Source organism: Streptomyces durmitorensis (genome assembly GCF_023498005.1).
In the GTDB taxonomy this organism is placed as follows: Bacteria; Actinomycetota; Actinomycetes; order Streptomycetales; family Streptomycetaceae; genus Streptomyces; species Streptomyces durmitorensis.
In genome coordinates this window covers 9,326,375-9,341,540 of sequence record NZ_CP097289.1, presented here as the reverse complement: position 1 = coordinate 9,341,540, position 15,166 = coordinate 9,326,375, and the positions used below count along the sequence as shown (strand labels likewise).

Below are 15,166 nucleotides of genomic sequence, written 5' to 3'. Positions count from 1 at the left end.
CCACGGCGATCGCGACCGATCATCCCCACCGGCTGGCTCTGCCGGTATGGTGACCCTAAGCGGACAGCTGTCCGTTAGCTTCAAAACTTAACGGACAGTTGTCCGCTTAGCAAGAGTGGTCCCGGCCGCGATTCTCGGGAGGAGGACGAGTGCACCAGAAGAAGGACCCGCAGCTGCGCTCGGACGCGCAACGGAATCGCGAGCGCATCCTGGAAGTCGCCCTGGACGAGCTGACGCACTCGGCGGACGCCCCGCTCAGCGCGATCGCGAAGAAGGCGTGCGTCGGGCAAGGGACGTTCTACCGCAACTTCCCCAACCGCGAGGCTCTCGTCCTCGAGGTCTACCGCTACGAAGTCCAGCAGGTCGCCGACACCGCCTGCCAGCTCCTGCAGACCCGCCCGCCCGACCAGGCCCTGCGGGAGTGGATGGACCGCCTCGCGCAGTACGCCATGGCCAAGGCGGGCCTGGCCGACGCGATGCGCAAGGCCACCAGTAAGCAGGGGACGCTGGCCGGAGTGGGTCACGGGCCGGTGAGTTCGGCCGTCACGCTCCTCCTGAAGGCGAACGAGGAGGCAGGCACCATCCGTCCCGGCGTCACCCCCGACGACTTCCTGCTCGCCATCGCGGGCCTCTGGCAGCTCGATCCGCACGGCGACTGGCAGTCGCGCGCCGGACGGCTCCTTGACCTGGTCATGGACGGTCTGCGCGCAGGAGCGCCGCGGTGACGCAGGCCGCGGCCAGCAGGATGACGAAGGCGACCGTCAGAGCCGTGGTGTAGCCGTGCACGGATGCCGCCGTGGGGGTGGCCTGCGCGGTGGACGCCAGGTACGACGCGGTGGCGCTGGCCGCGACCGTGTTGAGCAGGGCCGTGCCGAGCGCCGCTCCCAGCTGCTGGGACGCGTTGTACGCCGCCGCCGCGGCTCCGATGTCGTGCGGCGGCACGTCCGCGGTGGCCAGGCTCGCGGTGGGCGGCAGGACGCAGCCGAGGCCGAGGCCGGTCAGGATCAGCGCCGGCACGAGGTACAGCGGGAAGACGTCCGTGCTCTGCGCCGTCAGGCGGGTCAGCAGGAACATCCCCGCGGCCGCGGCGAGCAGCCCCGGCACGATCAGCGCGGCGGGGGCGACACGCCCGTGGAGCTTCCCAGCGATCAGTGTCGCGCCGGCCAGGGCGGCCACGGCGTTGATGATCAGCGTCAGGCCCGCCTCGACTGGCGAGTAGCCGAGGACCGTCTGCGTGTAGTAGCTCATGAACAGGTAGAAGCCGAACATCGCGACGAACAGCAGGGTGATCGAGGCGAACGCACCGGCACGGGCGCGATGCGTGAGCACCCGCAGCGGAAGCAGCGGCCTCGGTGCCCGGACCTCGACGGCGGCGAACACGGCGAGCAGCAGGACACCGCCCGCGAGCAGGGCGATGACCTTCGGTGAGCCCCACCCGAGCGGTTCGGCCTCGTTGAAGGCGTACACGATCGCGGCGAAGCCCGTGGCGCTGAGCAGGGCGCCCGCGACATCGAGCCTCCCCTCGCCCCGCACCGGCCGGTCCCGGGGCACGAACGTCGCGCCGAGCACGGCGAGCAGGGCCACGGGGACGTTGACGTAGAGGCACCAGCGCCAGCTCGCGTACTCGGTCAGCAGCCCCCCTGCGACCAGGCCGACCGCCGATCCCGCGGCGCCGACCGCGGCGAACACGCCGAAGGCCCGGCCGCGTTCGCCCGGTTCCGTGAAGGTGATCGTCAGCAGCGAAAGACCCGCGGGTGCGAGGACCGCGGCGAACGCCCCCTGCAGCGCCCGCGCCCCGAAGAGCGTCTCGGGGTTCACGGCGGCCCCGCCGAGCGCGGACGCGGCGGCGAAGCCGATCAGGCCGATCAGGAACGTGCGCCGGTGGCCGAGCGCGCCGCTGATCCGGCCGCCGATCAGCAGCAGCCCGCCGAAGGCGAGCGCGTACGCGGTGACGGCCCACTGCCGGCTCGCGTCGGACATGCCGAGCGCGCTCTGCGCGGAGGGCAGCGCGATGTTCACGATGGTCCCGTCAAGGACCACGAGGAGCTGGGCGGCGCTCACCGCGAGGAGCGTCCACCAGCGCCGCCGGGCGGAGTCGGCGGCGGGGCTCGGCGCCGTGTCGTCGCTCGGCGTCGCGTCGTGGGGTGCCGGGGCTTCGGCACGCAGCTGTGCCCCGAACCGTTCGTCGTCTGCTGGATTCATGACTTCAAGTGTTTCGTTGAAGTGGCCCCGGAGACTTCTGCTCACTTCCGGTCGGCGCCCCGGGCGTATCACGCTGTGAACCCTCAAGCCCCGGTTGCACCCAGCCGTGACAGAATCCGCCCTGAACAGCGGCGATGAGGGTGTGAGCGCAGTGACACGGCGGACCAGGACCGGCACATGGGACCGCTTTGTGGCGTCGGATCCCGGACTCCTGCGGCTGATGGCGGGGCTGCGGACGGTCGGCGCGATCGCGCTCACTCTCGTCGTCCTCGCGCTCATCGGCACGGATGTCACGCACATGGTCGCGGGCGCGATGACCGCGATGGTCTCCACCTTCGCCATCAAGGAGAAGGAGGTGCGCGGCCAGGCCCTCACGCTCGCGCTCGGCCTGCCGGTCGCCGTCACGGCGATCTCCCTGGGGGCGCTGCTGCACGACCAGGTCATCGCGGGTGACATCTTCTTCGTGGCGCTGATCTTCGGTGCCGTCTACAGCCGCCGGTTCGGCGACCGGGGCACGGCGCTGGGTCTGATCGGCTTTCAGGTCTACTTCGTCTCGCTGTTCGTGGGTGCCACCACGTCCGCCCTGCCCAGCCTGTATCTGGCGCTTGCCGTCGCCTTCGTGTGCAGTGCCGTCGTACGGTTCGCCGTCGTGCCGGAGACGCCGGGCCGTGATCTGGGGCGGCTGCGCGTCGCCTTCAGGGCACGGCTCGCGCAGCTGGTGGCCACGCAGATAGAGCTTCTCGACGCCGCGCCCGAGCAGTTGGAGAAGGTCCTCGACGAACTGCGCCGTGGCACCGCGCGGCTGCACGAGACCGCCCTGATGATCCAGGGCCGCCTCGCGGAGGGCACCCCCGACGCGGCCACGGCGACCCTGGTCCAACGCCGCGTGGCGGACGCGGAGATCGCCGCCGAACGTCTGGGCGTACTCCTCCTGAACGCGCGCAGCGCCGAACGCGCGGACACCCTCACCCTGCACCTGCCGCACGCGCCCGTCCCGGCGACGGGGACACGCATCCGCGCCGAGGACGACGCGACCGTCACCCTGCGCCGCGATCTGAAGGCACTGCACCTGCTGGTCGGCCGCCCCGTCGCCGACGACCGGGGCACGGGCCTGGCCCACGTGCGCAACAGGCTGCTCGGCTACCGCGACGAGGACAACCTGCCGCGGGCCTCGATGGCCGTCCAGGACGTCTTCCGCGGCATCGGTGAGGCCGCTCGCGCCGTCCTCGGTCTGCGGCTCGCGCTCGACGGTCCCCAGGACGAGTCCGACGACTCACCGGCGACGACCCGTTCCCGCGAGGAGTTCGACGCCGAGGACATCGCGATCGCCGGTGCCGAGGAGGCCGCCGAACCCGACGAGGACGACCGCACCGGGCTGCGGCGCCCCACCACGAGGGCCGCCTTCCAGGTCTCCGTGGGCTCGACCCTGGCCATCATCGGCGGCGAGTTCCTCTCCACCCAGCGCTGGTACTGGGCGGTGCTCACCTGCTGGGTGGTGTTCCTCAACACCGCGTCCACGGGCGAGATCCTGGTCAAGGGCTACCGGCGGCTGCTCGGCACGGTGCTCGGAGTGGTCGCGGGTGTGGCGCTCGCGGGTCTGGTCGGCAACCACACCTGGGTCGCGTTCGCGCTCGTCCTGGTCTTCATCTTCGCGATGTTCTTCACCGCTCCCCTGTCGTACGCGCTCATGTCCTTCTTCGTCACGGCGATGCTGGGCCTGCTCTACACGCTTCTGAACACCTACAGCCTCGCGGTGCTCTGGCTGCGCATCGAGGAGACGGCGCTCGGGGCCGCCTGCGGCATCATCGCGGCGGTCCTCGTCCTTCCGGTGCGCACCGACCATCGCACCGACGAGCTCCTGAACACGGTCCTGACCCGCCTCGCCGACGTCATCTCCGCGTCGGTCGAGCAGCTCAGCGGCGGTCCGGCGGCCGATCTCCTGGACAAGGCGCGCGACTTGGACACCGCGCTCGACGATCTGCGCGCCTCCATCCAGCCGTTGACCCACCCGATCACCCCGCTGCGCGGCCGCCGCAGGACCGCCCGCTATCTGGTGGCGCTCCTGGAGACCTGCGCCTACCACGCCCGTTCCCTTGCGGCGACGGCCGAGCTCGTGCCCTACAGCAAGAACGTCGCCGCCGATCCGCGCCTGGAGCGGGCCGGCCTGCGCATCGCCCACAACATCGAGGTCATCGCCGCGTACGTGGACGACGACAAGGCCACGGGTGAGGTCGAGTCGGGGGCCAGCATCGCCTCGATGCTGGAGGCCGAGGGGTCCGGCGCACCGCGCTCGGGCACGGTGACCTACCGCGTCCTGCGCCATCTGCAGCGCCTCGACGAAGGCGTGGTGGGCCTCGCCCGGCCCCTCGACGTACCGGTCGCGGGCCGCGGCCGGGCGGCGAGCAGGGCTCCGCGGGTCTGATCACCTCGCGACGGCCCTCTTGGGGGCCTGTGCCGCCGCGAGCCGGGGCTGCGCCGCGCGCAGTGCGGTGCGCCGGCCGGAGAGCGCGGGGTTGGTCAGGGCCAGGAACCAGGCGTCCAGGGCCGCGTGCAGGCCGCGGGCCGCGGCGGCGTGACGGCACGCGCGCAGCCCGTCGACGCCGACGATCCAGCGGGGCCGGGCCACGACGGTGACGGAGCGCACCCAGCGGTCGACCTCGGTCAGGTCGTCGGTCTGCACGGCGACCAGTCTGCGCGGGGAGATGACGGCCGTCAGGGCGCGGGCGATGTCGCTGTCGTCGGGCAGCAGGGCCACCGGCTCGCCGTCGAGGTCGATCAGGCCGACCAGTTCGATGTGCGGACAACCGCGGTGGACGAAGGACAGACGGGCGGCCGGCGTACGGGCCAGCAACTCGCGGCACTCCTGCTCGGTCAGCGCACTTCGTTCGCTTCGGTCCATGTCCCGGCTCCCCAGCGGGATGCCTGCCCGCTCGGCGGACAGGGTTACATCACGGGCGAGATCCAACGCCGGGGTCCTGGGCGGCGGTGCCTCCCCGGGCGAGGCCTCGACTCGCTTCCGTGGAGGACACTTTGACTGTCGTACTGCCGGGGCGCGGACGCAATACGCCGGGGGGCGGCTCCGGCGGAGGGCTGAATGTCGCCCCTTGGAGCCCCATGTGGTGGAACCCCAGGGGAACCGGCGCGGGCAAGGGCTCTGCGGGGGCGGCGCGATCGGCGCGGAAGGAGTCGAGGAGGTAGGCGACGAACCGGCGGGAAGCGGCCGGCGCCTCATCGGTGGAACACGCGGTGATGCCGCTGTTGGCCATGAGGAGGAGCGGGAGGTCCGACACGTCGAAGTCGGGACGCAGCCGGCCTGCGTCCTTCGCGCGGCGCACCAACTGCGCGAAACCCCGCTCGGCGCGCATGCGTTCGCGCTCGAAGTCGATCGCGTCCGGGAAGGCCGTCAGGAACGCCGCGGTGAATCCGCGGTCGACCACGTGCATGGCGCACACCTTCTCGATGGCTGTACAGAACCCGCGCCATGGATCGGGGTCCGCGAGGGCGTCGTCGACGACCGCCACACACTCCCCGAGCTGATCCTCGAAGACTTCCGTGACCAGGGAGTCCCGCGTGGGGAAACGGCGGTAGAGCGTGGCCATACCGACGCCGGCCCGGCGCGCGATGGCGGCCATCGGCACGTCGAGGCCACGCGCGGCGAACAGGTCGCGGGCCGCTTCGAGGACGCGCCGGCGATTGTGGAGCGCGTCCGCGCGCAGCGCCGTGCGCGCGGCGGGTGCAGGGGCTGTCGTCGGCCGCATCCGAGAGGAATCAGCAGGCATGTTTCTCACATTAGCTCAAGTGGACGCCCCTCTCCGTTTAGCGCGTTAGCGTCGCTGACAGTGATATTTGACGGCCACAGATGGGGATACGGAAACGATGAGTGACATGCGCGCGGCTCTGTACGACGGGTACGGCTCTCCGGAGGTCCTGTACGAAGGCACGTTGCCGCGACCGGTCGCCGGCCCCGGCGAGGTGCTGGTGCGCGTCCACGCCGCCAGCGTGAACGGCGGCGAGCTGATGGGCCGGGCGGGGAAGGTGCGTCTGGTGACGGGCTTGGCCGGGCGGGGCTGGCCCAAGCGCACGGGGGTCGACTTCGCCGGTGAGGTGGCGGCCCTTGGCTCGCCCATGCCCGGACTCTCGACGGGCGACCGGGTGTGGGGCGCCATGGCGCGCTCCCAGGGATTCGGCAGCGCCGCGGAGTTCGTGGTCGTGCGCCCTCGGCAGCTGGCCCTGGCACCGGCCGGTCTTGATCTGGTCGAGGCCGCGGCCCTGCCCGGTGTCGGCACGACGGTGATCACGGCGCTGCGGGACAAGGCCGGGCTCGCGGCGGGTGAGCGGCTGCTCGTGCGCGGTGCGAGCGGCGGCGTCGGGAGCGTGGCGGTGCAGCTCGGCCGTGCGTACGGCGCGCATGTCACGGCGCTCGCGGGGGCCAGGAACCTCGACTTCGTGCGCGGCCTCGGAGCCGATGAGGCATTCGACTACGCGACGACCGGCGCGGCCGACATCGGCCCCTTCGACGTCGTACTCGACACGGTCGGCACGGAGTTGGGCGCGTATCGCCGGCTGCTGGCACCGGGAGGCCGGATGGTGTCCGTCACGTTCGACGCCCGGCGCATGGCCGCGTCGATCTCCTACATCCTCGGGTCCGCGGTGTTCGGCCCGCGGCGCGTGCGGTTCTTCAGCGGCAATCCCGGCCATCAACTCTTCGCGGAACTGGCCCGGTTGACCGAGAGCGGGGCGGTCCGACCCGTCGTGGACACGGTGTACCCGCTGGCCGACATCGCCGGGGCGCACCGCGCGCTCGAGGCGGGCGGAGTCCGTGGAAAGCTCGTGGTCGACGTCAGGGCGTCACAAGCCGCGGACTTGAGCTGACGGCTTCCGTCGCGGTCAGGGACTCCAGCAGGAACGCTGCCGCCTCCCGCAGCGGTGCCGGGGCACCGGGCCTCGTGAGCAGACCGGTGGCCGTCCGCCGGAGTGTCCGGGTCGTGCGTACGGATCCGATGCGGGCGGCGCGGGGGGCCACCTCGGCGATGAGGTCCTCCGCCTCCCTCCAGGCTCCGGCTCGGGCCAGGGCCGAGAGGAGCTGTGCGGTGAACAGGTTCCGGTAGGACGGGCCCGGCGCGGTGGCCGCCTCGTACAGGAGCGGGACGGCCCGGTCCCATTGGCGCAGCCGGGCGAGGACCCAGCCCTGGTGGCCGAGCAGCTCGGTGCGGTCGATCCACCAGGCCCAGGGCGGGTCGTGGCGCGAGATGCCGTCCAGGAACCGGCTCTGGGCACGGGCCATCAGGTCTCGGGGCTCCCGGTCGCCGCCCAGCATGGCGATCGCGTGCGCCCGGCGGATCAGGACGAGACTGCTGACCCTGGCGGGGAGCGGTCGCGTCCCGTTCACGCGGGCCGCGGTCTCCAGGGCGGCGCGCGGCGCCCCCGTATGGGCCTTGAGCATGCTGTCGTTCAGCAGGACGAAGCGGGCCGTCCAGCGGTCGCCGCACAGCTCCGCAAGGGTCAGCGCCCGTGCGTTCATCCGGTGAGCCGCGCGGTAGAAACCCGCGTCGAAGAGGATCCACCCGATGACCTCGCACAGCTCGGCGAGCGCCGCGAGCCGGTCGCTCCCCTGGGCACCGAGGGTCCGGGGATCAGCCGACAGTTCCGGGATGCGTCTCATGGCCTCGCGCACGACGGGCATCGCGGAGGTCGCGCCGGACGTGGCGTCGAGGGCCACGAGGCGCTCGATGGTGTGGACGGCCAGGGGGATCACGTTGCCATGATCCGCCACCCGTCGGCGTTCCGTCGATCAGCGGGCCGACTCCAGGCGGTATCCGAGCCCCCGGACCGTGTCGATGGTGCAGCAACTGCCGGGCTCCGAACCGATCTTCTCGCGCAGTCGCTTGATGTGGACGGTGAGCGTGTTGGTGTCGGTGAGTTCGTCGCCCCACAGTTCGCGCAGGATCTGCTGGCGGCCCACGACCTGATGCGCGTGCTGCATGAGATAGCCGAGGACCTGGAACTCCCGCAGCGGCAGGTGCAGCGGCCGGCCGCGTATGCGGACGTGCATGCCGGCCGGGTCGAGTTCGATGTCGCCCACGGTCAGCCGCTCCCCCGGTCCCGCGCCCGACGCGGGTGCCCGCCACAGCAGCGGAAGGATCTCGGCGAGGCGGTAGGGGCGCGCGACGACCGCGACCGCTCCGGCGTTCAGCGCCGCCACCGCTTCCTCGGCGTCCTGCGGGCCGACCCCCACCACGACCGTCAACGGGCAGAGGCGGCCGAGGAGTTCGGTGACCGCCGCCGCGTCGACGACGGGCAGCGGGGCACCGAGCAGCACCATCGACGGCCGCTCAAGGCCTGCGCGCAACAGGACTTCGGCGCCGTCACGGCATTCGGTGACCTTGATGCCTTCCGCGGTGAGACCGGCGGCCACCTCCGCGGCGACCGCCTCGTCGGCCTCGGCGAGCAGCAGCGCGGGTGCGGTGGGCAGGCGGCTCGGCGGCCGTCGCGCTCCGGGCTGCGGCATCGGGCCACCCCCTTATCCGAAGCGGCCGGTGATGTAGTCCTCGGTGCGCGGGTCGGCCGGGTTCTCGAAGATCTTCTCGGTGGTGTCGTACTCGACGAGGCGCCCGTGACGTACGCCCTTGTCGTCGACGTCGGCGGTGAAGAAGGCGGTGTAGTCGGAGATCCGCCCCGCCTGCTGCATGTTGTGCGTGACGATGACGATGGTGAACTCGGACGCGAGCTCCGCCATCAGGTCCTCGATGCGCGCCGTGGCGATCGGGTCGAGTGCCGAGCAGGGTTCGTCCATCAGGATCACCTCGGGCCGCACGGCGATCGCCCGCGCGATGCACAGCCGCTGCTGCTGCCCGCCGGACAGTGCCAGGGCGCTGGCCTTGAGCTTGTCCTTGACCTCCTCCCAGAGGGCGGCGCCGGTCAGGGCCTCTTCCACGAGGTCGTCGAGGTTGCCCTGCATGCCGTTCACGCGCGGGCCGTACGCGATGTTGTCGTAGATCGACTTGGGGAACGGGTTGGGCTTCTGGAAGACCATCCCGATGCGGCGGCGGACCTCGATGGGGTCGACGTCCGCGTCGTACAGATTCTCCCCCTGGTAGACGACCTTGCCGGTCACGCGGGCGCCGGGGATGAGGTCGTTCATCCGGTTCAGGCAGCGGATGACCGTGGACTTGCCGCAGCCGGACGGTCCGATCATCGCGGTGATCTGACGGCGGCCGATGGTCAGCGTCACATCCCGGACCGCCTGGTGGTCCGCGTACCAGATGTCCAGGTCGGAGATGTGGAAGACCGGGTCGCCGAGGGAGGGCGTCGGCCTGCCGCGGCGGCGGTCGCCGATCGCGAGTGCCAGGGAGCGGCCCTCGGGCGCACCGTGCTTGGCGAGTTCGGGCACCGGCTCTTGCCGGTGCGTGGCGGTGGAAGGGGTGGAGGCAGGGGCGGGGTCTTGGTTCATGAGGGTCACCAGCGCTTGCTGAAGCGGTTGCGCAGCCAGATCGCGGCCGCGTTCATGAGGAGGAGGATGGCGAGCAGGATGACGATCGCGGCGGCTGCCAGGTGGTGGAACTCCTCGCGGGACTGGCTGATCCAGCCGAAGATCTGGATGGGCAGGACGGTGTACGCGCTCTCCAGGCCCTCCGGGTTGAAGGCCACGTACGTCACCGCGCCGAGCAGCAGCAGCGGTGCGGCCTCTCCGATGGCCCGGGACAGGGCGAGGATCGACCCCGTCGCGATGCCGGGCACGGCCGCGGGGAGAACCTGGCGGCGGATGGTCTGCCACTGGGTCGCGCCCAGGGCCAGGGACGCCTGCCGGATCGACTGGGGCACGGCCCGGATCGCCTCCCGTGACGCGATGATGACGACCGGCAGGACGAGCAGGGACAGCGTGAGTGCGGCCGTCAACACCGTGGTGCCGAGGGAGAGTTGGCGAGCCAGCAGGCCGAGGCCGAGGATGCCGTAGATGATCGAGGGCACGGCGGCCAGGTTCTGGATGTTCAGCTCGATGAGCCGGTTGTACCAGCGGTTGGGATCGGCGTACTCCTCCAGGTAGATGGCGGCCATGACGCCGGTCGGCAGGCAGAAGAGCGCGGTGAAGGAGACCACCCAGATGGTGCCGAAGATCGCGGACTGCGCGCCCGCGGCCTCGGGACGGCGGATGGAGGGGAAGTTGTTCCACAGCCGGGAGTCCAGGCGCGGCCAGGCCTCGACGAGGACGTACGTGAGCAGCACGCCGAGGAAGATGATCCCCACGCCCAGGCAGCACAGAAGCAGGACGCGGAAGACGCTTTCGCCGGGCCGGAAGCGTGGTCCCGCGAGTTTCCGGGGTGCCGCCCGCGCGGGTGGTTCGGTGACGCGGATGTCGGTCATTCGTACACCTCCCGGTACTTGCGCACCAGGCGGATGCTGATCATGTTCATCACGAAGGTGATGACGAACAGCAGGGCGCCGACGGCGAAGATGGTCTTGTACTCGAAGGACTGGACGGGGATGTCCCCGGAGCCGGCCTGGGCGATGAACCCGGTCATGGTCTGCATCGCGTCCAGCGGGTTGAAGCTGAGCGTGGCCCTGTTGCCGGACGCGATCGCCACGATCATCGTCTCGCCGATCGCGCGGGAGATGCCGAGCACGCAGGCGGCGACGATGCCCGACAGCGCCGCGGGCACGACGACGCGTACGGACACGATGCGCTTGCCGGAGCCGAGCGCGTAGGCGCCGTCGCGCAGGGCGTCCGGCACGGCGGCCATGGCGTCCTCCGAGAGCGAGGCGATGGTCGGGATGATCATGACGCCCATGACGAGTCCCGCGGACAGGGCGTTGTTGAAGTCAGGCCCTTCGCCGAACGGCCAGTGGTCCTGAAGCAGCGGGGTGACGAAGCTGAGCGCGAAGAAGCCGTAGACGACGGTCGGCACTCCGGCGAGCACTTCGAGGGCGGGCTTGAGTACCTTGCGCACGCGTGGACTCGCGTACTCGCTGAGGTAGATGGCGGCGCCGAGTCCGACCGGAATCGCGACCAGGAGCGCGATCACCGTGATCAGGAGGGTGGCGCCGAGCAGCGGCAGCACGCCGTATCGAGGCTTGGTGAACAGTGCCGTCCACTCGGTTCCTGCCAGGAACTCGCCGACGTCCACCCGGCCGAAGAACTCGGCGGTGGGCGGGATCAGCGAGATCACGATCCCGGCGGTCGTGGCGACGGACACCAGGGCGGCGAGCAACAGGAGTGCCTGGATGACCCGTTCGCCGTAGCGCGGGCGGGTCCTGCGCAGGGTCTGCCGCCCAGGGGGCCCCACGGAGGGCGGACGAGGCGGCGAACTCACTTCGCCGACGCCTTCAGCTTGTCGAGATCGCCCTTCAGCTGCTCCTCCTGCTTCTGGTTGAGCGGGATGAACATAGCGTCCTCGGCAATGGATTCGTTGTTCTCGACGTAGTACTCGACGAAGGCAAGCACTTCTTCCCGCTTGAGGGACTTGGCGTTGGGATAGATGGAAAGCGGCCGGGACAGCGGCGCGTACTCGCCGTTCTGCGCGGTCTCGACGCCGGGTGCCACACAGCCCTTGCCGCCGTCGACCTTCAGAGCCTTGAGTTTGTCGGTGTTCTCCTCGAAGTAGGAGTAACCGAAGTAGCCGAGTCCGCCCTTGGAGCCCGCGACGCCCTGCACGGTGACGTTGTCGTCCTCGGTCGGCGAGTAGTCGGTGCGCGAGGCGCCCTCCTCGCCGTTGACCGCCTCGGTGAAGTAGTCGAAGGTGCCGGAGTCGGTGCCCGCGCCGAACAGCTTCAGTGGCTGGTCGGGGAATTCCGGGTCGATCTGGTTCCAGTTGTTCACCTTGGACTTGGGTTCCCAGATCTTCTTCAACTGCTCGACGGTCAGGCAGTCCACCCAGTCGGCGTCCTTGTTCACCACCACCGTCAGCGCGTCGTTGGCCACCTGGAAGTCCTCGTACGTGATGCTCTTCTTCTCGCAGGCCGCCTTCTCCTCGTCCTTGATGGGACGGGAGGCGTCGGAGATGTCGGTCTCGCCGTTGCAGAACTTCTCGAAGCCGCCGCCGGTGCCCGAAGTGCCCACGGTGACACGGACCTTGGGCTGCTCCTCGGCGAAGATCTCGGCCGCGGCCGTGGTCAGCGGGGCGACGGTGCTAGAGCCGTCCACCTTGACCGTGCCCGAGAGCTGCTTGCCGTCACCGGACCCGGAGCCACCAGCGTCACCGCCCCCGCAGGCGCTCAGCGTGAGAGCCGCGGCGCAGGTCAGCGCCGCTCCCCCGACGAACCTTCGTGAACCACTGGTCGCGTTCATGTCTCACGATCCCTGGTGTCGGGCCGGTGACTCAAACCGGCCGCCGAGGAGGTCCGCGTGGAGCGGAGCTCCCTTCAGACACCTTGGATCGAACGGCGGTCACATGAACTCAGGATGTACGGGAGGTGTCGCCGCGCCGAAGCATAGCTGAGCGTCTATATAGACGATCATCACTACATGAATGCCGCTCGCACGCATCGAACTCCCGCGACAGCAGGGGCAGTTGAGGGAGTCGAGGGGTATTTGACGAGGCGTCAGGATGCTGTGCGAGCAGGCGCACGCAGAATCTCCCGCACCGCCTCCATGCCGTCCGGATCCACCGAGTACCAGACCCACGTCCCGCGCCGCTCGCGCGCGAGCAGACCCGCCGCGGTCATCGTCTTCAGGTGATGGCTGACCGTCGGCTGCCGCAGCCCGAGCCGCTCGGTCAGGTCTCCCACGCACGCCTCACCGTCGGGGGCGGACTGAATCAGGTGGAGCAGTTGCAGGCGGGTGGGGTCGGCGATCGCCTTGAGCACGCCTGCGATGCGCTCCGCGCGGGCGCGCTCCATCACCGGTACACCTCGGCGGAATGCGAGCGGCCGACATCGCGGACCACCTCCAGACCGAGCACGCGGTCGAGGTGGGCGAACGTCTCGAACTTGGCGCCGCCCGGAACATCGGCTGCCGCTTCCAGGTCGCCCAGGAGCCGCAGCACGGCCGGGGTGTCGAGGCCGTTCTCCAGGGCGGCCCGTGCCCTGTCCACGAAGTCGGCGGGCATCGCCTTGGACGGTTCATCGGCCCAAGCTGCCACGGCCTTGCGCCAGTTGGCCAGCCGCACGCCTGCGGCGTCGACGGCTTCCGCGGTGACGTCGACGGGTTCGTGGTGCGGGTGGCCGAGCAGAAAGAGCCGCAGGGCGAGCGCGTCCCGGCCCGCGTCTTGGTCCGCGTCCCGGTCCGCGTCCTGGCCCGCGCCTCCCCCAGCAGCGGCTTCACCGATGTGCAGGGACAGACCGCCCGCTCCTTCGTACGTGCGGCTGGTGAGGTGCACGGCCGGCGGGCCGCCGAGCGCTTCGGTGATCTCGTCGGGGGTGCCGTGGGCGTCGGCCGGGCGGATTCCGGCGGCGTCGGCCGACGCCGCCGGTGGGCAGGTCCATCCGATGAGCACGGTCCGGCCGCGCAGCTCGGCGACGCGGGCCAGGACGTCCGTGACCAGCAGCACGCGCAGACCGGTCAGGTCATCGGGGTCGTCGGCCGACGGCGCGTGGGCGCACATCCGCAGCGGTCCGAACCCGGCCAGATCATCCACGATGCTCAGCACACCACGAACACTAGGCGTACCGCGCCTCTATGGCACGCGGCGGGAGCAAGCCGGCGGGCATGGAGGCGTAGCCCCGTGCCCGCCCCGCCCGCCGCCCGCTCCCGCTCACGTGCTCGCTCAGGTACTCGCCCTCAGCTCACGCCGGTCCGACCCCGCCCGTGCAGGCCGCGCCGGGCTCCGGGGTCTGCTCGCCCTGGACGTACTTGCCCAGGAACTGTCCGACCCGGGGGTCGGACGCCTTGTCCACGGTGAGCTGGCGGCCCCACGCGGTGAGCGTGAGCGCGCCCTTCTGCTCCTCGACCGGGCTCATCAGCGTGTAGGGCGTGGCCTTGACCTTCTGGCCCAGCGTCTTTATGTCCCCGTCCGAGGCCTTGTCGTTGTACGTGATCCAGACGGCGCCGTGCTCCAGCGAGTGGACGGCGTTCTCCTCGCCCAGCGGCTTGTCATACACGTCTCCTTGGCAGTTGGCCCACGCCTGGCTGTGGTCGCCGCCCGCTGCCGGGGTCATCGGGTAGTCGACCTCCTTCGTGACGTGGTTGCGCCCGAGCTTCTTCGCGTCCCACGTCTTCTCGCCCTTGACGGGGGCCTGCGCGACGGCCTTTTCCTTGTCCTTCTTCTCCGACGCGTCGAGCAGGACGTACGAGCCGAATCCGGCGAGCCCGGCCAGCACGGCCACGCCCGCTGTGATGGCGATGACGCGGTTGCGCCGGTCCCGCGCCTGCTCGGCGCGGCGCAGCTCCTGGATGCGGGCCTTGCGTGCGGCGGTGGTCGCGGCCTTCTTGCCTGTCTTGGAGGTACCCATGTCCGGGGATGTCCTTGTCCCCGCCGTGCCCGGGGCGCGGCGGTGGTGATGATGCGTGAGGTGGGCGGCGCGAGCGCGCGAGCGTGACCACGTCCGTGGACGGACGGGTTCGGTCGCGCGAAGGCCCGGCCTAGGTCCTCTGCACCTGAAGGACGTGGAGATCCGGGGCATGGCGGTGAACAGGCCCCCGCGGCACGGGATGCGAGGTGGCCGGGGCCGCGGGCAGTCCCGCCTCCACCAGCGTCGTCGGCACCGAGGGTTCGGGAGCAGGGAGCGCGGTCGCCGCGGCGTGCGTGGCGGAGGCGCACCGGTCGCCGGGCGGACAGCTGTGGCCGAGTGCGGCTTCCTCGGCGGGTGACGCGCCGCCCTCTCCGCCCGTGGGCGGGGCGGAGACGGAAGCCATCACGTCACGGACGCGTGTGTCGTCGTGATGGGCAGCGGAGCCGAAGCACACGCACAGGACGGCCAGCAGGGTGGCCAGGCTGATGCCGAACGCGGCGCAGCGCGCGGCCGTGCGCCGCTCCTCGCACCCCGTGTCCCGCAGACCTGACGCCATGGCCGCAGATAGTAGCCGCTGTCT

15 protein-coding genes and 1 pseudogene are annotated in these 15,166 nt (G+C 70.9%); 3 read left to right on the top strand and 13 right to left on the bottom strand.

Annotation, left to right across the window (positions count from 1 at the left end; translation table 11 throughout):
- The first annotated feature begins 149 nt into the window (after positions 1-149).
- Positions 150-725 carry a TetR/AcrR family transcriptional regulator gene (locus tag M4V62_RS41335; protein ID WP_249592335.1) on the top strand — a complete coding sequence of 192 codons (576 nt, stop codon included), beginning with the start codon at positions 150-152 and terminating at the stop codon, positions 723-725.
- Here the strand turns inward: M4V62_RS41335 and M4V62_RS41330 are convergent.
- A complete protein-coding gene (locus M4V62_RS41330) occupies positions 691-2,202 on the bottom strand; it encodes an MFS transporter (RefSeq protein WP_249592334.1) in 1,512 nt (503 codons plus the stop codon). The genes M4V62_RS41335 and M4V62_RS41330 overlap by 35 nt on opposite strands.
- A gap of 142 nt (positions 2,203-2,344) precedes the next feature.
- On the opposite strand from M4V62_RS41330, the gene M4V62_RS41325 reads away from it, so the two are divergent.
- The gene (locus M4V62_RS41325) at positions 2,345-4,624 is read left to right on the top strand and encodes an FUSC family protein (protein WP_425575135.1); all 2,280 of its coding nucleotides are present in this window, start codon (positions 2,345-2,347) and stop codon (positions 4,622-4,624) included.
- Here M4V62_RS41325 and M4V62_RS41320 read toward each other — a convergent pair whose 3' ends face one another.
- Positions 4,625-5,101, bottom strand: coding sequence for a hypothetical protein (locus M4V62_RS41320; RefSeq protein WP_249592333.1), 477 nt, complete (start codon positions 5,099-5,101; stop codon positions 4,625-4,627).
- Positions 5,102-5,309: 208 nt separating this feature from the next.
- Positions 5,310-5,981: pseudogene (locus M4V62_RS41315) on the bottom strand (TetR/AcrR family transcriptional regulator); the annotation flags it as partial.
- Between the two features lie 97 nt (positions 5,982-6,078).
- Here M4V62_RS41315 and M4V62_RS41310 point away from each other — a divergent pair.
- Complete coding sequence (locus tag M4V62_RS41310) at positions 6,079-7,074, top strand: NAD(P)-dependent alcohol dehydrogenase (RefSeq protein ID WP_249592332.1); 996 nt, start codon at positions 6,079-6,081, stop codon at positions 7,072-7,074.
- Here the strand turns inward: M4V62_RS41310 and M4V62_RS41305 are convergent.
- The 10 genes from M4V62_RS41305 to M4V62_RS41260 form a co-directional block, all read right to left on the bottom strand.
- Complete coding sequence (locus tag M4V62_RS41305) at positions 7,043-7,957, bottom strand: NsdA family TPR-like regulatory protein (protein ID WP_249592331.1); 915 nt, start codon at positions 7,955-7,957, stop codon at positions 7,043-7,045. The genes M4V62_RS41310 and M4V62_RS41305 overlap by 32 nt on opposite strands.
- Positions 7,958-7,993: 36 nt before the next feature.
- Positions 7,994-8,710 carry a response regulator transcription factor gene (locus M4V62_RS41300; RefSeq protein ID WP_249592330.1) on the bottom strand — a complete coding sequence of 239 codons (717 nt, stop codon included), beginning with the start codon at positions 8,708-8,710 and terminating at the stop codon, positions 7,994-7,996.
- Positions 8,711-8,722: 12 nt separating this feature from the next.
- The gene (gene pstB, locus M4V62_RS41295) at positions 8,723-9,652 is read right to left on the bottom strand and encodes a phosphate ABC transporter ATP-binding protein PstB (protein WP_249592329.1); all 930 of its coding nucleotides are present in this window, start codon (positions 9,650-9,652) and stop codon (positions 8,723-8,725) included.
- Between the two features lie 5 nt (positions 9,653-9,657).
- Entirely contained in the window at positions 9,658-10,563 is a 906-nt protein-coding gene (gene pstA / locus M4V62_RS41290; RefSeq protein WP_249592328.1) for a phosphate ABC transporter permease PstA, read from the bottom strand.
- Positions 10,560-11,510 (bottom strand): phosphate ABC transporter permease subunit PstC, encoded by a 951-nt coding sequence (pstC, locus tag M4V62_RS41285; RefSeq protein ID WP_249592327.1) that lies wholly within the window; start codon positions 11,508-11,510, stop codon positions 10,560-10,562. Before pstC ends, pstA begins: the two co-directional genes overlap by 4 nt.
- On the bottom strand, positions 11,507-12,484 hold the full coding sequence (locus M4V62_RS41280; protein ID WP_249592326.1) for a PstS family phosphate ABC transporter substrate-binding protein: 978 nt from the start codon (positions 12,482-12,484) through the stop codon (positions 11,507-11,509). The genes pstC and M4V62_RS41280 overlap by 4 nt, the downstream gene beginning before the upstream one ends.
- A gap of 254 nt (positions 12,485-12,738) precedes the next feature.
- A complete protein-coding gene (locus M4V62_RS41275; RefSeq protein ID WP_249592325.1) occupies positions 12,739-13,035 on the bottom strand; it encodes an ArsR/SmtB family transcription factor in 297 nt (98 codons plus the stop codon).
- Positions 13,035-13,784: a hypothetical protein gene (locus M4V62_RS41270; protein WP_249592324.1), complete on the bottom strand. Its 750-nt coding sequence runs from the start codon at positions 13,782-13,784 to the stop codon at positions 13,035-13,037. Before M4V62_RS41270 ends, M4V62_RS41275 begins: the two co-directional genes overlap by 1 nt.
- Before the next feature lie 136 nt (positions 13,785-13,920).
- Complete coding sequence (locus tag M4V62_RS41265; RefSeq protein WP_249592323.1) at positions 13,921-14,586, bottom strand: thioredoxin-like domain-containing protein; 666 nt, start codon at positions 14,584-14,586, stop codon at positions 13,921-13,923.
- A gap of 130 nt (positions 14,587-14,716) precedes the next feature.
- Positions 14,717-15,142, bottom strand: coding sequence for a hypothetical protein (locus M4V62_RS41260; protein WP_249592322.1), 426 nt, complete (start codon positions 15,140-15,142; stop codon positions 14,717-14,719).
- Positions 15,143-15,166: the final 24 nt, after the last annotated feature.

Bases quoted from the DNA above. Each gene is read 5' to 3' on its own strand.
- M4V62_RS41265 (WP_249592323.1), bottom strand. From the start codon at position 14,586: ATGGGTACCTCCAAGACAGGCAAGAAGGCCGCGACCACCGCCGCACGC.
- M4V62_RS41275 (WP_249592325.1), bottom strand. From the start codon at position 13,035: ATGGAGCGCGCCCGCGCGGAGCGCATCGCAGGCGTGCTCAAGGCGATC.
- pstA (WP_249592328.1), bottom strand. From the start codon at position 10,563: ATGACCGACATCCGCGTCACCGAACCACCCGCGCGGGCGGCACCCCGG.
- M4V62_RS41320 (WP_249592333.1), bottom strand. From the start codon at position 5,101: ATGGACCGAAGCGAACGAAGTGCGCTGACCGAGCAGGAGTGCCGCGAG.
- pstB (WP_249592329.1), bottom strand. From the start codon at position 9,652: ATGAACCAAGACCCCGCCCCTGCCTCCACCCCTTCCACCGCCACGCAC.
- M4V62_RS41310 (WP_249592332.1), top strand. From the start codon at position 6,079: ATGAGTGACATGCGCGCGGCTCTGTACGACGGGTACGGCTCTCCGGAG.
- M4V62_RS41260 (WP_249592322.1), bottom strand. From the start codon at position 15,142: ATGGCGTCAGGTCTGCGGGACACGGGGTGCGAGGAGCGGCGCACGGCC.
- M4V62_RS41330 (WP_249592334.1), bottom strand. From the start codon at position 2,202: ATGAATCCAGCAGACGACGAACGGTTCGGGGCACAGCTGCGTGCCGAA.
- M4V62_RS41280 (WP_249592326.1), bottom strand. From the start codon at position 12,484: ATGAACGCGACCAGTGGTTCACGAAGGTTCGTCGGGGGAGCGGCGCTG.
- M4V62_RS41300 (WP_249592330.1), bottom strand. From the start codon at position 8,710: ATGCCGCAGCCCGGAGCGCGACGGCCGCCGAGCCGCCTGCCCACCGCA.